Below are 22,627 nucleotides of genomic sequence, written 5' to 3' on the forward strand. Positions count from 1 at the left end.
CTCCTCGTCCCTCTTTCTTCTCACTCTCTCTCCTTTACCCCGGCATTTCCGCGACTCGACTAGTCCGCGATGCCGCCGCCCTCGGTCGCCGACTGGTCCACCCGGAGGTTCCCGCTCAGTTCGCGCTCGGACGCCGGACTGAGCGTGATTCCCGCCGCCTCGAAGCGGGATTTGACCGCCAGCGAGAGTTCCGACCGAACGCGCATGGTGTCCCTGCGCGTCGGATTTCGAATCCAGTACTGCATCTGCAGTATCACCGCGTCGTCGCCGAACTCCACGAGGTAGACGCGGGGTTCGGGGTCGCCGAGAACTTCGGGATGGGAGTCCGCCGCCTCCCTGAGTTGGGTCATCGCCACGCTCGGGTCGTCGTCGTACGAGATGCCGACCTCCTCGGCCACGCGGAACTCCTCGCGGCCGTACGGGCGGACGATGCTGTTCGTCGTCAGTTCCGTGTTCGGCACCGTGACGGTTTCGTTGTTCGCGGTCCGGACGCGAGTCGTCCGGAAACTGATGGCCTCGACGACGCCCTCCCGGTCGCCCCACGCTATCCAGTCGCCGACGTTGAAGTTCGAGTTGGCGACCAGAAAGAGACCGCTGACTACCGCGCCGATGACCTCCTGACCCGCGACGCCGACGGCGAGCGTCGCCGCGGCGATGATGAGCGCCGAATTCGTCAGAATCTGTCCGTAGCCGCTCGACGCGAGTCCGAACGCGATTGCCACGAGGACGACGAACAACCGCAGGTAGCGCTCGAACGCGTCCTGTATCGTCGGGTTGTCCGGGTTGCGTTGCCGCACGACCCGGTTGATTGCTGGCTCGGCGACCGTTCGACCGACGAGGTAGACGACGAGGAACGCCGCCGCGAACTTACCGAACGGAAGCAAGAGTTCGCGGTACACCTCGTCGGGGACGTCGGAGAGTTCTTGGAGTGGATACAGTCTCATCGGTTCGTCCTTACTCGTATGCCCGCCTGAAGGATAATCGCCGGGGCGGATACGTCCGTTTCCGACCCTGATGGGGCGAGCACGTGACCGAGAGCGAAGGTTGGTCTACCGCTCGCCGTCCCGAGCGTCCGCGTGCGCTCGCCGAACTGCTCGCTCCAACCGCTCGCGCTCCGGCCCGAATTCGAGATGCGAATCGCAGTCGCAGTCCGACGCCCCGAGACCTGCGACCGGTTCGACCCTGGTCTCGCCGTCGGCCTCGATTCCCCGATTCACCTCACACTCCACGTCCTCGCCCACCGTTTTCACCACGTCCGCGACGCGACTCGCGGGGTGGCCGAGCAGGTAATCGACGTGCCAGTGGCGGGCGTCGCGCTCCCCGGCGGCGAGTTCGCGGTGGCGCTCGACCCGCGAGAACCCGCCTGTTCCGAACGCGCTCCCGGTGTAAGCGTACCAGCCATCGGACAGGTCGCGCTCGCCCGCCGCGCCGAACTCGACGGTCGCGTCGTCGGCGAGTTCGACGAGCAATGTGTACGTTCCTTTCGGCATCGTATTCATTTCTTTAACGGTTGCGGAGTCACTTCAAACGTGCGAGAAGATTAGCGCGACGACGTTGGTGACGGTCGTGAGCGCGGTTTGGAGGAGTCTCACGGTCGGGAGTTTGGAGCGGTGGAAAATCAAGGATTCGGCCTTCGAGGCGAGTTTCGTTCGGACCTCGCGGCGGCCGATGCGTAGGGCTCAAGACGCTCGCAGTCGAGGCCGAACGTAGTGGTTCAGAACCTCGCCGAAGCATTGATGGTGAACCCGTTCACCGTGATGAACACGGTCGGATTGGTCGCGTTCGCGCTCGTCGGGGCGACCAAAGCGATACGCGAGGAGTTCGACGTGTTCGGGGTCGCAGTCGTCGGACTGGTCACGGCGTTCGCTGGCGGGGCGACGCGCGACCTGCTCGTGAATCGCGTCCCGTTGGCGCTCAGGTCCCTCGGCGAGATTAGCCTCGGGATGCTCGGCGTGGGTCTGGCGGTCGGACTGAGCGTCGTCCTCGACTCCCCGGACGACCACCCGATAACGCTGTTCTCCGACGCCGTCGGACTCGCCGCGTTCACCACGGCCGGGGCCATCGTAGCGAGCGACGCTGGCGTCTCGGCCTTCGGCGTCGTCGCCGTCGGAACCATCAACGCGGTGGGTGGCGGTGCCTTCGCGGACATCCTCCTCGACAGGTCGCCGTTCATCCTCTTCGACGATTTTTACGCGAGTTGTGCGGTGCTGGGCGGGAGTACGTACTGGGCAGTGACGGCCGTCGGCGGGACCGGGAGTACCGCCGCGGCGGTGTGTGCTGCGGTGACGGTCGGGACGCGGATGGCGGCGGTCAGCTACGGATGGAATCTCCCTACGGCACAGACCCTCGGGTTGGCTCGCGAAGGGACCGACGACCGATAGCGGGGGTTCTGCGACGACCCCGGAATCGTAGTCGACGAAAATTCACTCCGCCACGTCGGTGACTTCCGCACCCGAGAGGTCCCGGAGTTCGTCGGGCGCGATGGGGAAGACCGCCTCCGGGGTGCCCGCGGCGGCCCAGACCGTCTCGAACTCGGTCAGCGTCTCGTCGAGGTAGATCGGAACTTCGGCGTCGTGGCAGAACGGCGGCACCCCGCCGATGGACCAACCGAGCGCGGCCTTGATTTCCGCGGCGTTGGCCATCTCCACGTCGCTCTCCGCGATCGAGAGGAGGTCGGCGAGTTTGGCCTTGCTGACCCGGTTCGCCCCGCTGGTAACGACCACGACGAGTCGGTCACTGGCCTGCATGGCGATACTGCTGGCGATCTGGGCCACGTCACAGCCGATGGCTTCCGCGGCGTCCTCGGCGGTCTTGGTCCCCTCGGGGAACTCCTTCACCTCCACATCGAAGTCGTACTCCCGTCGGGCGCGGTCGGCGAACTCCTGCGCTCGGTCGTGCATGCCAGTGGGTTGTGTGGGCATGGCTCAAATAGGTCGGGGGTCGAGTGGCGATTTCGCCTTCGAACGTCCTCCGACGGTAGTTTGGGTAGACGCTCGTCCGGCGGTGGGTTTGTCCGTGCTCTGGCGGTTGTTTCACCCACCGATTCCCGCCTCCTCGGTTTCGGCGGGCGACCCGACCCGAGCGATGGCGGCGTACACCGCGCCGAGCAACACGCCGTAGACGAGATGCGACGTGACGACGACGAGCGGGAACGCGAACTCCCCGACGAGGCCCGGAATCGGCAGAAGCGGAACCGGCAGTTCGGTCGCGCCGACCGCGTTGAGACCGACCGGGAGCAAAAACCCACCAGTCAGGATACCGAGCGCCGCACCGTACCCCACGCCGAGACCCACGAGTTCGGCCGCGCTCGACGTGTAGTCGCTCAGGAGCGTACGGGAGACCACCGCGACGAAAATAAGCGCGAACACCACGCTGTGAAACAGGTGTAGGACCCATCCCACGAGGACGGTGGGCCGACCGTAGAGCGCGCCGATGAGCGCCATCGTGCCCGCGCCGAACTGGATGACGAGTCCCATCCCCACGCCAGCTATCAGTCCGGCGACGACCGCGCCGCCCCATCTCCGAAGACCCCTCCCGGTCTCGACCGTCGATTCTGTCGTTCTGGTTGCCATTTCCCCACCGATTCGACTATCGACCTACCCCGGTTTAGCTACTCTCGGACGTGAGTGGGTTCTGTCAACTCTGCTCGGTCCGACCGGCCGCGTCGGTTTCCGCGCCGCGCCGGTCGCTCCGAAGGTCTGTGACCGTGCCGAAGATGTCGTCCATCCACGCGTCGAGGTCGTAGGCCGCGACGAGTTGGCGCAACTGGCGCATGCGCCGCTTGCGGTCCGTCGGCGAGTCTGTGACCGCCTCGTGGATGGTGTCGGCGAACTCCTCGGTGGCGTAGGGGTTGATGGTGTAGGCGTAGTTGCCGAGGTCCTCCACCGCGCCCGCGAACTCCGAGAGGACGAGCGCACCGTCGTTTGCGACCTGTGCCGCGACGTACTCCTTGGCGACGAGGTTCATCCCGTCTCGGACCGGACTCACCAGCGCGAGGTCGGCGTGCCGGTAGAGACCGTACAGCGACTCGGCCGGGAGCATCTCGGTGACGCCGACGATGGGTTGCCAGTCGTCGGTTCCGAACCGGTCGTTGACGCGCTCTACGGTCTCGCTGACCTCTCGCTGGAGTTCTCGATAGGCCGGAATCTGGCTCCGACTCTCGCTGGCCTTCTGGACGTAGACGAACTCCCCGCGGTACTCGGGCCGGGTTTCGAGCAGGTGTTCGACCGCCCGGACTCGCTCGGGGATGCCCTTGGTGTAGTCGAGACGGTCCACCCCGACCGCGACGGTGGCGTCCGGTGCGATGGCACGGGACTCCCGGAAGTCGGCCCAGAAGTCGTCGGCCCCCTCGCTGCCGGCGAGTCGCTCGATGCGGTCGGTGTCCACGCCCATCGGGAACGACCGCACGAGGGTTTCGTGGCCGTCGTGAATCACCCGGCCCTCGTCCCAGTCGATGGCGGCCCCTTCGATGCAGGCGTCCACGCATTCGAGGAAGTGGGCGCAGTGGGGGTCCACGTGGAAGCCGAGGAGGTCGTTAGCGAGCAGGCCCTCCAGCAGTTGATGGTGCTGGGGACACACCTCGAAGCTCTCTAACGAGGGCCAAGGGATGTGCCAGAACTGCGCGATGGTCGTCTCGTCGCCGACCTGCGACCGGGCTATCGCCGGCGCGAGGCCGAAGTGGTAGTCCTGAAACCAGATCAGTCCGTCGTCTTCCGAGTCGTCCCGTTCGACGCAGTCGCTGGCGGCGTCGGCGAACCGTCGGTTGACTTCCTCGTAGCGCTGCCAAAACCGCGGTTCGTAGGTGATGTTACCCACGTCGCCGTGACAGAGCGGCCATAACACCTGGTTGCTGTAGCCGTAGTAGTAGTCCTCGACCTCCTCGTCGGAGAGCCAGACGCGCTGGAGGGTGTAGGCCGGGTCCTCGGGAGGCACTCGGACTCGACCTCGTTCGTCGGCGACTTCTCGGTCGGCGTCACCGTCGCCCCACGCGACCCACGTTCCCGAGGCGGCCTGCATCACCGGGTCGAGTCCAGCCGTCAGACCGCCGACCGGTCGTTGGACCTGGATTTCTCTCTCGGTGGAGTCGTCGCCCTCCTCGGCGTCGGCATCGGCCTCGTAGGTGTGACTGTACGGTTCTCGGTTCGAGACGACGACCAGCCCTTCGGTCGGAGCCGGGCCGTCGTCGGACGGCTGATTTCCTGTCATTCAGGTCTCTCGGCGCGGTCTCGGTTCGGTTTCGAATCGGCGGTGGCATCGACCGCTCGTTGTTGGCGAGAGACGTCCCGCCGTTTCTGGGGAGTAACTGCTGGAGAACGCATCTGTCCTCGAAGGGACGACGCGTTCCCCTTTGTCGTTTTTGGCTATGCCGGTGAATTCATTTACTCCCGAAACTCTCGGACCGCCTCGCGGGTCGGCAGTGCGGCCATCGCGCCCGCTCCCGTCGTCGTCACCGCTGCCACCGCGTTGGCGAATCCGAGCATCTCCGAGAGCGAGATCTCGTCCCTCTCGGCCTCGGCGAGCGCCGCGAGCGCTCCCGCGGTGAAGGCGTCGCCCGCGCCCGTGGTGTCCACTGGTTCGACATCGTAGCCGCCGTGAGAGGCCGTGCCACCGCCCCACGGTGCCCGGTCGGTCGCGTGGACGAAGGCCCCGGAACCGCCGAGCGTCACCAGGACCGTGTGCGGTCCCGTCTCCGCGACGGCTTTCGAGAGGGCCTCGGGCGACTCGCCCTCGAACCCGGCCGCTTGGAGTTCCTCGGTCGTCGCTTTCACCACGTCGGCGAACTCGAGCATCTCGGCGACGAGTCCCGAGAAGTCGCGGTCGGTTCGCTCCCACAACTCGGGCCGGGCGTTGGGGTCGAACACGACGGTGCAGTCGCGCTCTGTCGCACGCTCGGCGAGGTCCAGCGTGGCCGACCGGCCGGGTTCTGCCGCGAGCATCACGCCGCCGACGTACACCCACTCGACCGATTCGAGGGTCTCGTCGGGGACGCCGCCGGGTTCGACGCGGGTGTCGGCGGTGCCGTCGCGGTAGAAGGTGAAGGCGCGGTCGGCGTCGGCGTCGTGGCTGACGAACGCCAGTGCGGTCTTGGCTTCGGGGTCGCGCTCGACGAATCGGTCGGGGACGCCGAACGACGAGAGGGTCGCCGCGAGGTGGTCGCCGAAGGGGTCGTCGCCCACGCGCGTCCAGAACCACGGGGTCGCGTCCAGGCGCGCGAGCGCGACGGCCACGTTCGCGGGCGCGCCGCCCGCGCGCCGGGAGAAGTTCTCCACGTCGGAGAGGGGACCGGTGCTGTCGGGCAGGAAGTCGACGAGCGCCTCGCCAGCGACGAGGACGTCCGGGTCGGAGTCGGTCATCGGTACGTATCGTCGGCGGGACGCCGGAAAAGGATTTACGAGACTGGCAGAAGTTAGCTTTCGTTCACGGAATCAGTCTTCCACGTTCGCCAGTACGTCGTCCAGATACTCCTTGCTCACGCCGATATACCCGTACTCCAGCGTAAATACCTCCAGCGAGAGCGTACCGTTCCATCCCTCGGGGAGCGCGCTCAGAATCCGCTCGAAGTCGAGCGTTCCCGACCCGAACGGCAGGTGTTCGTCCCGTGGCTTCCGGGTGTCGTTGAGGTGGAAGTGCGAGATTCGGTCGCCGTGGTCGCCGACGAAGGCCGCCATCTCCGCCGAATCGAGACCGTCCACGCGGGCGTGGCCCGTGTCGAGGGTCATCGCGGCGTCGGTCTCGGCGAACAGGTCGGGGAAGTTCTGCGTCGAGAAGACGCCGCGGGGGATGTTCTCGAAGCAGACCTCGAAGTCGTCGGGCGTCTCGGCGTCCACCTCGCGGACCGAGGCGAGGACGACCTCGCGGAGATCGGCGTCGTCCCACGCCGGTCTCCACGCTTTCGAGTCGGCGTGGGCGACTCCCTTCTCGGCCCCCATCTCGGCCGCGGTCTCGGCCGCCGCGACGAGTTCCCGAATCGCGCCCTCCCGGACGTGTTCGTAGGTAGACCCCACGTCGAGCGCGAACGGGAGGTGGACCATCAGGTCGAGGTCCCGTGCCGCGGCGGCCTCGCGGACGGCCGCGGGGTCGAACTCCCGGCGCTCGTAGTCGCCGTCCATCAGCAGTTCCACGTAGTCGAATCCGAACTCCTCGGCCGCGTCGAATGCCGTCTCGTGGTCCATCCCGATCTGGGTGACGAATCCGGTGGTGGCGTCCATACCGGGACCACGCCGGGCGACCAGTTAGTCGTTTTCGGGGCGAACCGTCGGGGGAGGGCGACGTCCGCGGCGGGAAGACGGTCGGTGGAGGTTCGTCGGCCTTCGGACAACTCTGTAATTGTCTCAAATAACAGAACGATTCTACGAGAATGGTATCGGTTTCTTTCCAGAGCAGACGGTCGGACCTCGTAATGGAGGTCCCGTCGAAGCGCCACCGCGTAACGGCCGATACGGTGTCTGGCCCGTGGTTTCTTACCGATTCCCGGCCAAGTCAGAGGGAGATGACGGGGGACCCGACAACTGCCGAGAGGGGGGATTCGACGCGCCGAGGGAATGGCGTGCGACCACCGGACGAGAAAGAGCAGGCGACCACCGACGCCGAGCGGACGGACGGGAGCGGATCCGATACCGACGCCATCGCTCGGCCCGCGAACGACGCAGGAGACGAGGGCGAGACGGTGTCGCGCCGGGCGTTCGTCCGGGCGGCGGGCGCGACCGCCGCGGCGGGAGCGGTCGCCGCGACCGGGGCCGACGAGGCGACTGCCCAGGCGGAGACCTACCGCTTCGGCGGCGAAGTGGCCGCGTGGCAGGGTCGAGAGCCGTCGGCAATCGAGGGGCAATCGAACCCGACCATCGAGTTGGAGGCCGGGAACGAGTACGAGTTCTGGTTCGAGAACCTCGACGGCCAACCGCACAACATCGTGATACAGGACGGCGACGGGAACGCTATCGCCGAGAGCGAACTCGTACAGGAGCAGGGCGCGACGGGTTCGATAACGTTCACCGCGACGCCGCAGATGACCCAGTACATCTGTACGGTCCACCCGACCACGATGGTCGGCGACCTCGAAGTGACCGGCGAACTGGAGGGCGGCCAAGGTGGCGGCCTCCCGTTCGAGTCCCTCGTGCTCATCGCCGGACTGGCCCTCGCGTTCGTCTCGCCCGTTCTGTTCGCGCTGTTCCTCTTCTCGCGCAGAGGCGGCGATGGCGACGAAGCGACGGTTAGACGATAGTCAATTCGTCGTTTCCGCAGTTCAACGACCCTGAACCGCGTGGGCCGTTATTGTCCTCCGGGACGAACCCCGTGGCATGAAAGCCACCGGACTCGTGATAGTCGTGGCGATGGTCGTCGCGGCTACCGCGACTCCTGCGGTCCCGGCACTCGTTCAGGAAGAGGGGACGGTCGTCGGCAGACCCAATCTGGACCTCTCGGCGACCGACAACCGGTTCGGGGCGGGCGAGCGGGCGACCCTAGAGATGTTCGTCTCGAACAGCGGTGACCTGGACCGCGGCGGGCCGTCACAGTACGAAGAACGCGTGACGACCGCGCGCAACGTCCGCCTCGAAATCGACGAGTCCCGGATGGACGAGGCGCTCGTAGGGAACGTCGAAGTCGAGACCGGGACGGTCTTCGCCGGGACGGTCCCGGAGGGTGTCTCCGGACCGTTCGCGTTCAACGTCGAACTCTCCGACTCGCTGGCCCCCGGTACGTACGAGGTTCCGGTCCGGGTCAGTTACGACTACACCAACTTCGTGCGCTACGGTCCCAACACCGCACCGGAGTACGGCGACTCTTCGCGGACCACCACGGCGTACGTCACCATCGTCGTGGAGGACCGACCGGAGTTCGAGATTCGAACGCAGAATCTCACGCGCGTGACCGCGGGCGACGACGCTACCTACCGCCTCGACGTCACGAACACCGGCACGCAAGCCGCCACGAACGCGCAGGTGACCCTCTCGGCCGCCAACTCCTCGGTCTTCTTCGGCGGGACCGACGCTCCCCAACAGCAGACCAGCGTCTTCTTCGACCGACTCGAACCCGGCGAGACCCGGTCGTTCGAGGTCACGGTCGGCGCGAGCGCCGACACCGCGCCCGGCACGTACCTCGCCGACGCCGTGGTCGCCTACGAGAACCCGAACGGCGTCGCCGACCGTTCGCGGCGACTCACCTTCGGGGTCGCGGTCGGCACCGAACAGACGTTCGCTCTCCGTAACGTGGACAGTTCGCTCCGGGTCGGCGACACGGGTCTCGTCACGGGCCGGGTCGTCAACACGGGCGAGACCAACGTTTCGAACGCCGTGGTCGTCCTCGGTGGCAACCAGACCAACTTCCGGCCCCGGGAGACCGAGTTCGCAGTCGGGAACCTCGCGCCGGGCGAATCGGCCAACTTCAGTTTCAATATCGATACCACCAACCGAACCGACCCCGGTCCCCGCCGGGTCACGTTCCGAGTCCAGTACCGCAACCCCTCGGGCGAAACCCGGACCAGCGACCCCATCGACGCTCGAGTGGCGGTCGCCCGCGAGCAGGAGTTCGGCGTGAGCGCGACCGCGACCGGCCTTCAGGTCGGCGAGCGCGGAACCATCTCGGGGACCGTCGCCAACACGGGCGAGGCCAACGTCTCGGACGCCGTGGTCGTTCTCCAGACCGAGGGGACCGGCCTCCAACCGACGACGACCGAGTTCGCGGTCGATTCGCTCGCGCCGGGTGAGGCCGCCGACTTCGCGTTCGAGGTGTCGGCTCCGAACGACACCGACCCCGGTCTCCGACAGGTGACGTTCCGGGTGCGTTACCGCAACGCCGACGGCGAAATCCGATTCAGCGACTCGCTTCCCGCCAGCGTCCGGGTCGGCGGGGAGCGCACCTTCGCGGTCCGAGGCGTCGGAAGTGACCTCAGCGTCGGCGACAGCGGTAACGTCTCGGGCAGGGTCGTCAACACGGGCGAGACCAACGTCTCGAACGCCGTCGTGGTCTTCGAGGCCGAGGCGACGAACCTCCAACCACGGAGCGCCGAGTTCGCGGTCGGCGAACTCGAACCCGGCGAGTCGGTCCCGTTCGAGTTCACCGTGGACGTACCCAACGATTCGGACCCCGGTCCGCGGCAGGTAGCGTTCCGGGTCCGGTATCGGAATCGAGACGGCGACCCTCGAGTCAGCGACGCGCTCGACGCACGGGTCACGGTGGGCGAAGAACAGGAGTTCAGCGTCGAGAGCGTCGAGAGCGACCTCCGGGTCGGCGACACCGGAGACGTCGTCGGCGAAGTCGTCAACACCGGCTCCCGGCGAGTGTCGAACGCGGTCGTGATTCTCCGGACGAACAATCCCAACCTCGACCCCCGGGAGACCGAGTTCGCAGTCGGACGACTCGACCCCGGCGAAGCCGCTCCCTTCGAGTTCACCGTGGACGTCAACGGCGACGCGGAGGCCGGGCCGCGACAGGTGTCGTACCGGGTGCGCTACCGCAATCAGAACGGCGACTTGCGCGTGAGCGACGCCTTGGACGCCCGGATCGATATCGCGGAGGAGGTAGACGAATTCCGCGTCGAACCGGCCGACGCGACGGTTCCCGCTGGCGGCTCAGAAGTCGTCGCGTTCCGCGTCACCAACACCGCGAACGAGACGCTGAGAGACGTCGAAGCGAAACTGTTCGCCAGCGACCCCTTGTCGAGCGACAACGACGAGGCGTTCGTCTCGCGTCTCGAACCGAACGAGTCCACGACGCTCCAGTTCCGGGTAGGAGTCGACGGTGGCGCGATTCCGAAGACCTACCCGGTGTCGGTGGACTTCACGTACGAGAACGAGCGCGGCGACACCGTTCTCTCGGACACCTATCGCGTCCCCGTAGACGTGACCGAGCGACAGCGACGCGGACTGCCGTTCCTCTCCGAAGTGCCCGCGATGGGGTTGCTCGCTGCCGGTGTGGCAATCGTCGCGCTCGTCGTCGCGTGGTGGAAGCGAGAGACCATCGTGCGCCTACTTCCGTGAGCGAATCGGAGTCTGATTTAAATGTATCGCCGTAACGACTCCGGATCGGTCCTCACATCCCGGATTACCATCGTTAGCTTCGTGTTGAGTTCCCACCACCCGCGTCACCCCGACACAACTGATGGATAACACCATATAAGCGGCCGTACGTGATGGTCGAACGGGAGCCGAATCAAAAATAATAAGTAGGACTACATGTTTGTTGGACTACCCTAATAAATCACCACAGTTACAATTGTTCTAGTGACACTTCCGTAGGCTTCGCTACGGGTGAAAAGACCGGTAACGTGGCGTTCTACACAGGTTCCTCTGGCAGACGGTAACGAAGGGACAGAACGTCACCGAATTTCGGAATGACCGAAGTTCGATACTACCCTCGGCCTATCTCCACTCCCATCGAGGAATATTCTCGTCCTATGTGAGCAACCTCGTCTGTCGGCAGTTCAGTCTGTCGTGGACTCGCAGTATTAGGGAATACTTAACCCGGACGGCCGAAAACGGTCGTCGCTATTTATAAATTAATCTGGTGTCCCAACCTTCCGAGGTGAAACCCGAGAGAGCAGGACGGCGAGCGACGATTTAGACGGACCGCGAGACTACGATGGGGGGTACAGCCAGTCGAACACTGATAGGGGTGAGAATCCCGTATCAGCGAGATAGGACAAAATATGATAAAAACACGGATATCGAGAAAGAAAGCGAGTGCGCTCGTACTCACGGCCCTGATGGTACTCTCCATGGTCGCCATGTCGGGGGCAGTACTGGGTCAAGAAGTACAGCGAGGCGGACAGGAACGGACGTTCAATCCGGGAGTCGGCGGAGCGAACGACATCGTCGTCTCCGAACAGAAACCGGTCGTCTTCCAAGGTGAGGACGACATCGACTTCGTCGGGCAGGATGGCCAGCCAATCGACGCCTCGAACCTCATCGGCGTCTCCGGCAACGCGGAGGGCATCCCGCTCGAATCGCCCGTCCCGGAGGACCAGGAACTCGGTCAGTACGCCATCGACGGTCGGGCCGCTAACATCGGCGTGACCGTCCAGCGACCGCGCGTGACCGACCTCGAAGTGTTCAACGAGCGCGGGGTCGACGTGGAAGGTTCGACCGTCCAGGAAGACGAGACCCTGCTCATCAGCGGGGAGTGGAACTTCCAGCAGGCCGAGGACCTCTCGCTCGAAGTCACCGACGAGAACGGCAACGAGATAACCGGCGACGTGCTCACGCAGGTCGACGACATCTCGCAAGCCCAGCGCGACCGACTCCAGGGTCCGTACGCTCAGAACCCCGGGAAGGTCGCTAACCCCGGCCAGCGCGGGACGGAGACGGGCATCGAGTACCTGCAGGGACTCGGACAGTTCAACCAGTCCGAACTCAACGGCACACAGCGCCTCGAAGCCGCCTACTGGGCCATCGACCTGAGCGACCAGGACGCCGGTGACTACACCATCACGGTGGAAGGCTGGGACAACCTCGACTTCGGGGCTGCAACCCGTTCGACCGTCGTCTCGGTCACGGGTGACGAGAACGTCATCCTCGACCTCGAGAGCGACGAGGCGACTCGCGGTCAGAACGTCCGGTACACCGTCCGGGGTTCGAGCGCGGGCGCGACTCACTACGTCGCCATCGAGGACACCGACTTCCGGAACAATCAGGTGGACGAGCGCGTCTTCCGTGACGTCGAGGACACCATCGACCGCGGTACCCTCGACACCAACGGGGACGGACAGGCCGACCTCGCGTGGGCCCAACTTGAGATCGACGACGACACCGGTCTCGGGGTCGGGCAAATCGACTCTACGTACCTCGACGACACTAGCGTGGACGTCAACCTCTACGAGGCCGACCAGAACCTCTCGGAGATCGCCGACAACGTCGGTAACACCGAAGACGACCTGTCGCTCGACATCTCCGAGGGCGAACTGAGCTTCGAAAGCCCGGCGGGCACCTACATCGCCGGACAGGAAGAAGACGTGCGCGGAACGGCCGCGCAAGGCGTCGACGACGTGGCGGTCTACGTCCGCGACCAGGGCGACTGGGAGCTCGTGGACATCAACGAGGACGGCGAACTCAGCCAGCAGGACCTCATCAGCGTCGACGCCGACGGCGAGTGGGAGGAGCGCGACGTGACCCTCTCGCAGGCCAACGACATCCTGAGCATCCCCGGCCGCTACCGCATCGGCGTGGTCGAAGCGGTGGACGTGGTCCAGAACGGGGAAATCGCGCAGACGCTGACGACGTCGGAGTTCAGCAGTGCGACCAGCGAGCAGACCTCGATCATCGTCACCGAACCGACGCTCGGCGGCGGTAACTCCTCGCTGGCGGCACCGTTCGGAGCCACGTCACCGATGGCGATGCAGGACCAGCAGAACAACACGACGCAGCAACAGGAACAGCAGGACCGGACGTGGGTCTTCCGCACGTACAACGAACAGATCGCCGTCGAGGATGGAACCGTCGAGGTCACGGGCGTCGCGCCCGGGCTCGACGAGGTCCTCGTCGTGATGATTGACTCGCGCGGACGAACCGTCACCGAGACGGTCAGCGTGGACGACAACGACGTGTTCGAGGAAGACGACATCGAACTCGTCACCCGAGAGGGCCGCGAACTCAACGAGGGGCAGATTAGAGGCATGGTCATCGGTCTCGGTCGGGACACCGTCGTCGGTGACGGCGTCCTGCCAGGCGTGGACGATGCCGACCTCGCGTCCCTCGAATCGTGGATTCAGAGCTTCGGCGCTGGCTTGACCCAAGAGCAGGTCAGCGAGCGCATCAGCGACGAGACGACCGACGAGGCAGGTAGCGACGACCTGATCCTCACTCAGACGTTCCGCTACGCCGACGCGGCGACGTCGGTCTCGGCCATCGCGCCGCAGGGTCAGGCCGACCAGCTCGACGTGCCCGGCTTCCAGACCCAGACCACGCCCGTCGAAACCGGAGAAACGATGGTCGTGCAGGGGCTGACCAACCGTCGACCCGACGACAACACCATCACGGTGGAGGTCATCGACGGCCCGAGCGCCGCCGACTTCGACTCGGCCGCGACCGACGATTGGGGCCGCAACGGCGTCTGGTCGGTCAACCTGAGCACCGAAGGCGTCCAGCCCGGCACGTACACGTTGGAAGTGGACGACGGTGACAACACCGACATCGTCCAGTTCCAGGTCGTAGAACAGGGCGCAGATCAGCAGACCACCACGGAGCAGCCAGAAGCTGCGGAAGAAGGTAACGAGACCACGACACCAGCAGAGGGAAATGAGACCACCGCGGCGGAGCAAGACGACGACCAAGCAGGTGACGAGACGGACGCCGCCGCGGGTAACCAAACCCAAGAGGTAGCACAGGCAGGAAACACCCTCGAAATCCAGAGCGAAGGAGAGTCGCTGAGCTACACCATCTCCTTCGCCGGGACCGTCGAGGCAGTCGAGGACCAGACCGAGGAGAGCGACGAAGTTCGGGACGACGGTACCGTCGTCGGCCAAGTTGGTGACGGCGACGCCAGCGACGCCTACGAGTTCGTCGGACAGATCACCGACATCTCCGCCGAAGGCGACCTGAGTAGCGCGACGTTCGTCCTCAACGGCGAGGAAGTCGAACCCGGGGACCTCCCGGACGCGACTGCGAACAACTCGTCGATGGTCGCTCCGGCAGTCGCCGATAGCCCGGCTTAACGTTCCGGAACTCTCGACTTCGGAGCCGACGACTATTTTTTCGGTCACTCCGCGTCGCCGACAGCGGTGGCCGCGTCGGACGCGTCGGCCGCGTCCGCCTGCGACCGTACACCCGTGACCCGTGCCCAGACGACCAGTACCGAGGGCAGTATCAGAACCGACGCGAGATAGGAGTAGACGACGCTCAGGGCAGTGAGCAGGCCGAACTGTCCGATAGCCGGGAACACCGCCAGTACGAGGACGCCGATGCCGAAGACGGTCGTGAGGACGCTTCCGGTCAGCGCGCCGCCGGTCCCGATAATCGTTCGTTCGAGTGCGAGGATGGAGTCGTCTCGGAGTTCTATCTCGTCGGTGAACCGGTGGACGACGTGGACCGAGTAGTCGATACCGAGACCGATGGTGATGGCGAGAACGGTCGCAGTGAAGGCGTTGAGCGAGATGCCGACGTACCGCATCGTGGCCGCGAGCGCCGCGACCGTGACGACGATGGGGACGAAGTTGGCGACCCCGAGGGAGGGTCGGCCGGTGAGAACGCCGTAGACGAGGACGAGGAAGACGGCGGTACCGACGAGCGCGACGGAGAGACTGACGATGGCCGACTCGAAGATGAGGTCAGAGATGGCCTGAAACACCACGATGTTGCCCGTCGCGGTCGCTTCGTACCGATAGCGGTCGGCGACCGTCCGGGCGTCCTCGGTGACTTCCGCGGAGTCTGCGTCGGCCTTCACGGAGTAGACGACGCGGGCGCTTCGGCGGTCCTCGGTGAGGTACTGGCCCGCGAGCGTGGCGTACTCGGAATCGAAGAGGGCGTCGTAGACCGCGTCGAGATTATCGTCCGGGATTCCGTCGCCGTTCCGGTCGTTGCGCTCGACGAGGCGGCGGAACTCGGGGTCGGTCGCGGCGAGCGACCGGACGACGGTGACGATGCTCCGCTCGCTGGCGCGTCGGTCCTCCGCGACGAAGGTGTCGGGCGGGTCCGCGCCCGCCCGGTGGATGGATTCGAGCGCGGTGTCGCGTGTCATCGGTCCCTCAACGTAGACGACAACCTGTTCGTCTTCGCCGGTCTCGAAGTTGTCTTCGAGGAAGTCGATGTCGCGCGTGACGGTGTACTCGTTCGGCCGGAACGGTTCCGGTAGGGCACGGAGATAGCCGGGCGTCTCCTCGGGCGGGAGGAACTCCTCTCGACTGAAGGAGGTGTCCACGCCGGTCGCGTAGCCGGTCGCTCCGGCGGTGAAGACGGCGGTTATCAGGAGAAAGGCGAGAGGTGCGCGCCGGGCGATGCCGACGCCGCCAGCGAGGACGGTTCCGAGCGGCGAGTCCTCGGAGCCGAGCGGCGTCTGACTGAAGGTCGGGATGGGGTAGCGTTCCCGGGCGTAGTCCAGCAGGACCTTCGCGGCGGGGAGGAACACGCCGAAGATGAGCGCGGTGAAGAGGATGCCGACGCTCGCGACGACGCCGAAGTCCCGGATGGGAAGTAGTTGGCTCGTCAGGTTCGACGCGAACCCGATGACAGAGGTGGTCGTGACGATGAAGAAGGCGACGAGGAGTTGGTCGGTCGCGGTCCGCATCGAGTCGGCGACGCCGTAACCCTCGACGCGCTCCTCGCGGTAGCGGTTGACCGCGTGAATCCCGAAGTCGATGCCGACCGCGAGCAGGAGCGGTGGAACGGCGATGAGAATCTGGTTGAACGGAATGCCCGCCAAGCCCATGAAGCCGAACGTCCAGATGATCGCCATGACCAGCGCGAGGACGCCGAGCAGGAGGTCCGCGAGGTCCCGGTAGGCGACGACGAGAAAGATGACGATGAGAATCGCGGCGGCGGGGACGACGATAATCAGCGTGTCGCCGATGACGGTCCCCAACTCGGCGTCGACGATGCCCGACCCGAAGACGCGGACGTCGCCACCGACCGAGGCCGTGACCGACTGCATCTCGCGCTGGATGGGCGTGAGGGGGTTCGTTCCGGCGGATTGCTCGCCGGAAGCGAGATCCGGAACCGCGTGTTCGACGAGCGTGATGGACGAGGTGGCGCGGGCCGACTCGGAGTTGAAGTCCCTGCTCAGGAGAGTTCGGAAAGCGGGATTGTCGCGGGCGGCCGCCCGGACCGCGACGTCGATTCGATTCGGAGACGCGCGCTCGACCGCCCGGAGTTGCGCTTCGGCGGTGGTCGCGTCGGGGTCGAGCGTGCGCGCGACGACGCTGGCGGGACTGGTCACGCCGACGATTCGGAGGTCCGACCGGCGTTCGAGTCGATACTGGACCGTCAGCATCCGGGTCAGTCCGCGCTTCGAGACGACGTTCTCGCCGGTCTGGATGAGTTGGGTCGAGGTCGTTCCCGGCCCGAACGCGGGATCGAACTCGCGGTCGACCGCCTCCAGCGCGTCCTGTTCGGGTACGTCCTCGGCGAAACTCTCGGTTCCCGCCTCGGTAGACACCTGTGTCGCTCCGGCCGTGAAGACGGCGGTCACGACGAGGAAGGCGACGACGATTCGCCCCGGCCGATTCACGATGCGGTCGTCCAGCCAGTCGATGACGCGCTGATAGTCGTGTACCACTTCGAATTCCCCCACTCCCCGGCGTCGGGCCACGAACGGTCCGCGAAGCGCGGAGTGGTGCCAGAGTATCACGCCGAAGGTCAAAGATTCGAGGGTGGCGGTGGACGTGCCACTCGGCGGAAGCAGACGAGTCCCGTCGCGCGTGGCGTCTCGGACCGACACGAGAGCGGTTCGTCCCGCCTTCTCATATAAACCATCGGAGCGGACGGGCGGGAAACAGATGGAATACTATTTTCTATATATAAAATATGAAAAGTAGTTCCTAACCAATATGTATAGGGTTATTGCAATTGAATATTTGTCTATCGGTCGGTCGTTCCTCGGGTCGGGGGGACTCGCCCGCTTCGGCCGTCGGTGGAGTCCACCATCCGGGCTAGCGATTCGACCGCGAGCGAGGGAGCGAAGCGACCGAGCGAGCGGCCCTTTTTTGGTCCAGATTTTTTCGAGGAGCGGTGGCCGCAGGGCGCGAGCGAAGCGAGCGCCCGAGGCTACCCGACGACGAAAAAAGGTGGCACCTCAGGACGAAACAAGGTGGTTCTTAGAGGTAGTCTTTCACGCTCGCGTGGACGCCCATCGACTCGAACGTCTCTTCGAGCGCGTCCAGCACGACCGCGAGGTCCTGTTGGAGGTCGTACTCCCGGTACTTGCCGCCCGCCGACCCCTCGTTGATTTCGGTGACGTTGAGGATGCCGAGCATGGCGAGGTCGTCCAGGTGCTCGCGGAGCCATCGCGCGGTCAGCGTGTTCTTTCCGGCAGCGTCGGCCAGCGACTTGTAGCGGGTGTAGATTTCCCGCGATCGGGCGGGCGTGTCGCCCTCGGCTTCGAGCGTAGCGAGGGCGTAGACCACCAGTCGCTCGTGGTCGTTGAGGTCCGCGATGCCGCGGGCGACCTGCTCGCGTTCGAGGAGTTCCCGGCCGCGGCGGACGTGCTGTTCGGCGACCTCCTCGTCGTTCTCCTCGCGGGCGAGGTCTCCGGCCTTCAGGAGGAGATCGAGTGCTTTTCGGGCGTCGCCCGACTCTTGGGCACCGAACGCGGCGCACAGGGGAACCACGTCGTCGGTCAGCACGTCCTCCTTGAACGCCACGTTCTTGCGCTGTTCGAGGACCGCCCGGAGTTCGTTGGCGTCGTAGGTCGAGAAGGAGATGGCGCGTTCGCACAGGGAGGAACGGACCTTGGGCGAGAGGGAGTCGCGGAAGGTGAGGTCGTTGCTGATGCCGATGAGACCGATGCGGGCCTCGGTGAGGTTCTCGTTCTCGCGGGCCCGCGAGAGTTGATAGAGGATGGAGTCGTCCTTGAGGTGGTCTATCTCGTCCAGCACGATGAGGATGATGCCGCCGTAGTCGTCGAGTTCCTCCCACATGAGGTCGTAGACTTGCGAGCGCGAATAGCCCGTCTCGCTGATGTGGTTCGAGGGGTTCCGCATGGTGTTGACGAGGTTGCTGGCGACCCGGTACGAGGAGTTGAGACCGTCGCAGTTGATAATCTCGGTGCGCACGTCGAGGTCCTCGTACTCCTCGGCGTTGTTTTCGAGTTTGTTCAGTAGAAAGCGCGTGGCCGCGGTCTTTCCCACTCCGGCCTTCCCGTAGAGAAAGATGTTGTCGGGTTGCTCGCCGTAGATAGCCGGTTGGAGCGCGCCGTGGTACTCGTCCAGTTCGTCGTCCCGCCCGACGAGCGTGTCGGGCGTGTAATCGTCCAGCAACGCCTCTCGATTGGTGTACGGGGAGTATTCCCGGACGAAGTCGAAAGAGCCCATGTTACTTGTGGACGACTTGGGTCGGGTTCATCAAGCTATCGAAACCACCCGTTCCGCTGATTCCTCTGATTCGTTTGAGCGAATCGTTTATGAAACACCCCCACCCCGTCGTTCCGCTGAATACCGCGGGAGACGGGGTGGGTAGCTCTCGGGAGTCCTCTGTAAAGGCAAGTTTCTTGTCCTAGTCCTGGAAACAGTATCCGCAAACTAGTCGTTTTAGTCTATTTCGTCTGCATCGTCGCGGAAGGAACATCGACCGCTCGACTCGCCCCTCACCTACCTACCCCCGTTGCGAGGAATTCAGCGGAACTCTGGGGTGGGGGGCTTTATAAAATAACCCAAACAAACGAAACAGCGGAAATGGTGGTTTGCCGTACCATGGCTGGTCGTCCCGGCCGAGTTTCCGAGGCGAAGCCGAACGGTTCAAATCGAGCCCGAATACTTTTTATCCGGGCGTTCGCTCAACTTGCCCGTGGACGACGACCTTCGAGGCATCCGCGGCGCTGTGTACATCCCACAGGACGACTGGAACGCCTATCAGACGTGGGCAAACTACCGAAACTCCGTCGTCGAGCGTGACCTCGGGTACGCCACCAAAATCGGACTGAACAGTCTCCGAGTCTTCGCGTCCTACGAGTTCTGGCGTGAGGACGGCCCAGAGTTCTTCGCGCACGTCGAGCACTTCCTGACGACCTGCGAGTCTCGCGGTATCCGACCTCTCGTCGTCCTGTTCGAAGCCCCGCCGGAGGCCCCACCGACCGAGCAGAACCTCCACGCGACCGACCCCGAGAACGCCTTCGGCGTCCACTCGCCTTCCCGTCCCGAGGTCCTCCAACCGCGAAACTGGACGGGGTACGACCGGTCGCCCATCCACTTCGCCCGGCGCTGGGCCCAGGAGTACGCCACGGACGACCGCCTGCTCGCCACCGAAATCATGAACGAACCCGGGACGGTCCAACCCCGCAGGGACTTCGTAACCGACGCGCTCCGCACCGTCCGCGAGGCGGCCCCCGACGCGACTCTCACGATGGGCACGAGGGACGTGCGTTTCGCCGAGCTCTACGACCGCGAGGTCCTCGACGACCTCGCCGGACTCGACGCCTACCAGTTCCACATGAATCTGCCCCGGAACCCGGAGTCGGCACGCCAGTACGTGGCCGACCAGCGTGCGCTCGCCGACGAAATCGCCGGAAAAGACCACGGCGAGGCGGAGCATCGAAAGCCCCTCTGGTGTACCGAGTGGCAACGCACCCTCGAGGAACCGCCCTCCCGCTTCGCGCCGAATCTCGCCAGTCTCGCGCCGACGATTCGAGAGGCCCACGACGCCGAGCTCATCGACGGCGACTTCTTCTGGAGTCTGATGCTCCGCCCGGCCTACCTGCGCGAACCGCGCGAGAAGGGCCGAATCAACGGGCTCTTTCACTCCGACGGTGCGGTCTACTCCCGACTGGACGCCGAGGTAATCGCGGGCCGGCCGCTCGAACTCACCGGCCGACACGAACTCCCGACGTCGTGGCGCGGGCACCGATTTCCGTACCCCGAACCGGTCGCCGACGGCGTGACTGACCCGGCCGATGCGGCTTACTCCGACGGCTCTGCTCGCTCGGACGACGAACCTCGCTCTGATGCCAAGACTCGTTCTGACGCCCTAACCCGGGCCGAGGGATCTGACGATCGTGACGGAGCCGAAACTACTAAATCGAACTCCGACGGAACCGAATCGTTTCGAGACCTCCGAGAGTCGCTAGCGGAGCGAATCAGACGGACGTTCGGCTTGAAGTCTGACGACGAGTGGTGGCGCGACGAGTGACCCGTCTCGTTCTCCCGTGAGCGTCGGAAGTCGGCTTCCTTTCCGGCATTACGGGAGTCGAGTGTAGACTCTGCTCTACTACTGAAAAGCCAAGAAGATAGCAAGTAGACTATCTACTCCTTGAGCCACTGAACCGCCGCACAGCACTGCCCAGTACCGTACTTCACGGCACCGCACTGCACCGCGCCGCACAGCACTGCGCCCCGTCCCTCCCCGCTTGCGCGCTCGTCCGCGTCTGCAGTGCGGTCGCGGACGAGCGCGCGGCGCATCCCGTGAGATGACCGGCCGTGGTCCTGTGGACGTGGGACGATAGACCGTGGTTCCGTCGAGGGTGAGAAGTCGCAAAGTCGGAACGAAGAGAAAATCCGAAGAACGAAGAGAAAATCCGAAGACCGACTTCAGAGGACGATGCTCTTCTTCCGAACCATCTCCTCGATTGTGGTGTGGAGACCCTGCCGACCGATACCGGAGGCCTTGTTACCGCCGAAGGGGATGTCGCCGAGACCGTGGCTCGGGGCACCGTTGATGCGGACCGCGCCCGCGTCGAGTTTGTCACTCATCTCCATCGCGCGGTCGTAGTCGCTGGTGAACACGGCGGCGTCGAGCGCGAGTTCGCCGTGGTTGGCGATTCCGATGGCCTCCTCCTCGTCCTCGAAGGTCGTCACGACCGCGACCGGTCCGAACTGCTCCTCGTGGACGATGCGGGCGTCGTGAGGCACGTTCGCCAGCAGGGTCGGTTCGAAGTGAGCGCCGTCGCGCTCGCCGCCGCGAACCAGGTCCGCGCCCTTCTCCACGGCGTCCTCGACCAGTTCCTCGACCCACTCGGCCTGGCCCTCGTTGATGAGGGGCCCCATCGTGGTGTCCTCCTCGAAGAGGTCGCCGGGTTGCCAGCTATCGACCTCGGCCTCCAGCAGGTCCACTACCTCGTCGTGGACCGACTCGTGCGCGAGGACGCGACTCACGGCCGAGCATCGCTGGCCCGCGTACTTGAACGACCCCTTGGCACACTGGCCCGCCACGTCCGAGAGGTCGGCGTCGGGGAAGACGACTGCGGGCGCGTTCCCGCCCAACTCCATGTGGAGATTGACCATGCCGCTCTCCTTGGCGACGTGTTTCCCGGCGGCGCTCGACCCGGTCATCGAAATCACGTCGATGCGGTCGTCGCCAGAGAGTACGTCGCCGATGACGCTCCCGCGGCCCGGCACGAAGTTGAACGCACCGTCGGGAAGGTCGAGGTCCGCAATCACGTCGGCCAGAATCGCGGCGCTAATCGGAGTGTCGCTCGCGGGCTTCAGGATGACCGAGTTCCCGGCCGCGAGCGCGGGTGCGACCGACAGCGCGGTGGTCGAGACGGGGTAGTTGTACGGAGTGATAGCCAGCACCGTCCCCATCGGTTCGTGCTTGACGATGGCGTCCCAGCCCTCGTGTCCGGCCGTGGTTCCTTCGCGGAACTCCCCTTTCAGCGACCGAATCTCCTCGATGGCGCGGCGGAATCGCTCGGCCGCGCTCTCGACTTCGCCACGGGCCGACGAGATGGGCTTGCCCGCCTCGCGCACGATGACCTCCGCCAGTTCCTCCTTACGGTCCAGTAGGCCGTCGGCAATCGCGTCCAACCACTCGACGCGCTGAGGGATGGTCGTCTCGCGCATTTCGACCTGTGCGGCCTCCGCGGCTGCGAGCGCGTCGTCGGCCTGCTCGGGCGACGCGGACGCTACCTGCGCGAACGACCCGCCGTCCGCGAGGTCGGTGACTTCGAGTACGTCGTCGGCGTCTCGCCAGTCGCCATCGATGTAGAGACGTTCCCGACGCTGGAGTGGTTGTTGTGACATACACCCCACTTAGCACTCCGTGGGTAAAATATTTAC

General features: G+C 65.1%; 15 protein-coding genes. 5 read left to right on the forward strand and 10 right to left on the reverse strand.

From position 1 onward, the window contains the following. Window positions 1-59: 59 nt before the first annotated feature. Complete coding sequence (locus E2484_RS19415; RefSeq protein WP_137286850.1) at window positions 60-944, reverse strand: mechanosensitive ion channel family protein; 885 nt, start codon at window positions 942-944, stop codon at window positions 60-62. Window positions 945-1,049: 105 nt separating this feature from the next. After that, window positions 1,050-1,490 (reverse strand): GIY-YIG nuclease family protein, encoded by a 441-nt coding sequence (locus E2484_RS19420; protein WP_137286851.1) that lies wholly within the window; start codon window positions 1,488-1,490, stop codon window positions 1,050-1,052. 246 nt (window positions 1,491-1,736) lie between these two features. On the opposite strand from E2484_RS19420, the gene E2484_RS19425 reads away from it, so the two are divergent. Beyond that, window positions 1,737-2,381 carry a trimeric intracellular cation channel family protein gene (locus tag E2484_RS19425; RefSeq protein ID WP_394347934.1) on the forward strand — a complete coding sequence of 215 codons (645 nt, stop codon included), beginning with the start codon at window positions 1,737-1,739 and terminating at the stop codon, window positions 2,379-2,381. A gap of 42 nt (window positions 2,382-2,423) precedes the next feature. Here the strand turns inward: E2484_RS19425 and E2484_RS19430 are convergent, their stop codons facing one another. From E2484_RS19430 to E2484_RS19450, 5 genes are all read right to left on the reverse strand, one after another. Next, complete coding sequence (locus tag E2484_RS19430) at window positions 2,424-2,900, reverse strand: YbaK/EbsC family protein (protein WP_137286853.1); 477 nt, start codon at window positions 2,898-2,900, stop codon at window positions 2,424-2,426. Window positions 2,901-3,032: 132 nt separating this feature from the next. Beyond that, window positions 3,033-3,572 (reverse strand): hypothetical protein, encoded by a 540-nt coding sequence (locus E2484_RS19435; RefSeq protein WP_137286854.1) that lies wholly within the window; start codon window positions 3,570-3,572, stop codon window positions 3,033-3,035. Window positions 3,573-3,636: 64 nt separating this feature from the next. Beyond that, entirely contained in the window at window positions 3,637-5,205 is a 1,569-nt protein-coding gene (locus E2484_RS19440; RefSeq protein ID WP_137286855.1) for an alpha,alpha-trehalose-phosphate synthase (UDP-forming), read from the reverse strand. A 173-nt stretch (window positions 5,206-5,378) separates the two neighbouring features. Continuing rightward, the gene (locus E2484_RS19445; RefSeq protein ID WP_137286856.1) at window positions 5,379-6,353 is read right to left on the reverse strand and encodes a carbohydrate kinase family protein; all 975 of its coding nucleotides are present in this window, start codon (window positions 6,351-6,353) and stop codon (window positions 5,379-5,381) included. A 72-nt stretch (window positions 6,354-6,425) separates the two neighbouring features. Beyond that, complete coding sequence (locus tag E2484_RS19450) at window positions 6,426-7,208, reverse strand: sugar phosphate isomerase/epimerase family protein (protein WP_137286857.1); 783 nt, start codon at window positions 7,206-7,208, stop codon at window positions 6,426-6,428. 338 nt (window positions 7,209-7,546) lie between these two features. Between E2484_RS19450 and E2484_RS19455 the strand changes: the two genes are divergently transcribed. The 3 genes from E2484_RS19455 to E2484_RS19465 all read left to right on the forward strand — a co-directional run bounded on the left by E2484_RS19455 (window position 7,547) and on the right by E2484_RS19465 (window position 14,644). Then, entirely contained in the window at window positions 7,547-8,221 is a 675-nt protein-coding gene (locus E2484_RS19455; RefSeq protein WP_137286858.1) for a cupredoxin domain-containing protein, read from the forward strand. A gap of 76 nt (window positions 8,222-8,297) precedes the next feature. Further along, window positions 8,298-10,976 (forward strand): NEW3 domain-containing protein, encoded by a 2,679-nt coding sequence (locus E2484_RS19460; RefSeq protein WP_137286859.1) that lies wholly within the window; start codon window positions 8,298-8,300, stop codon window positions 10,974-10,976. 725 nt (window positions 10,977-11,701) lie between these two features. Further along, entirely contained in the window at window positions 11,702-14,644 is a 2,943-nt protein-coding gene (locus tag E2484_RS19465) for a hypothetical protein (RefSeq protein ID WP_137286860.1), read from the forward strand. 44 nt (window positions 14,645-14,688) lie between these two features. Here E2484_RS19465 and E2484_RS19470 read toward each other — a convergent pair whose 3' ends face one another. After that, the gene (locus tag E2484_RS19470; protein WP_137286978.1) at window positions 14,689-17,199 is read right to left on the reverse strand and encodes an efflux RND transporter permease subunit; all 2,511 of its coding nucleotides are present in this window, start codon (window positions 17,197-17,199) and stop codon (window positions 14,689-14,691) included. 538 nt (window positions 17,200-17,737) lie between these two features. After that, window positions 17,738-18,952 (reverse strand): Cdc6/Cdc18 family protein, encoded by a 1,215-nt coding sequence (locus E2484_RS19475; protein WP_137286861.1) that lies wholly within the window; start codon window positions 18,950-18,952, stop codon window positions 17,738-17,740. A 472-nt stretch (window positions 18,953-19,424) separates the two neighbouring features. On the opposite strand from E2484_RS19475, the gene E2484_RS19480 reads away from it, so the two are divergent. Then, on the forward strand, window positions 19,425-20,762 hold the full coding sequence (locus E2484_RS19480; protein ID WP_137286862.1) for a glycoside hydrolase 5 family protein: 1,338 nt from the start codon (window positions 19,425-19,427) through the stop codon (window positions 20,760-20,762). Between the two features lie 398 nt (window positions 20,763-21,160). Here the strand turns inward: E2484_RS19480 and E2484_RS19485 are convergent, their stop codons facing one another. Beyond that, window positions 21,161-22,591: an aldehyde dehydrogenase family protein gene (locus tag E2484_RS19485; protein ID WP_137286863.1), complete on the reverse strand. Its 1,431-nt coding sequence runs from the start codon at window positions 22,589-22,591 to the stop codon at window positions 21,161-21,163. Between the last annotated feature and the right edge of the window lie 36 nt (window positions 22,592-22,627).

The sequence above is a fragment of the Halorussus salinisoli genome (genome assembly GCA_005239435.1).
Lineage (GTDB): Archaea > Halobacteriota > Halobacteria > Halobacteriales > Haladaptataceae > Halorussus > Halorussus salinisoli.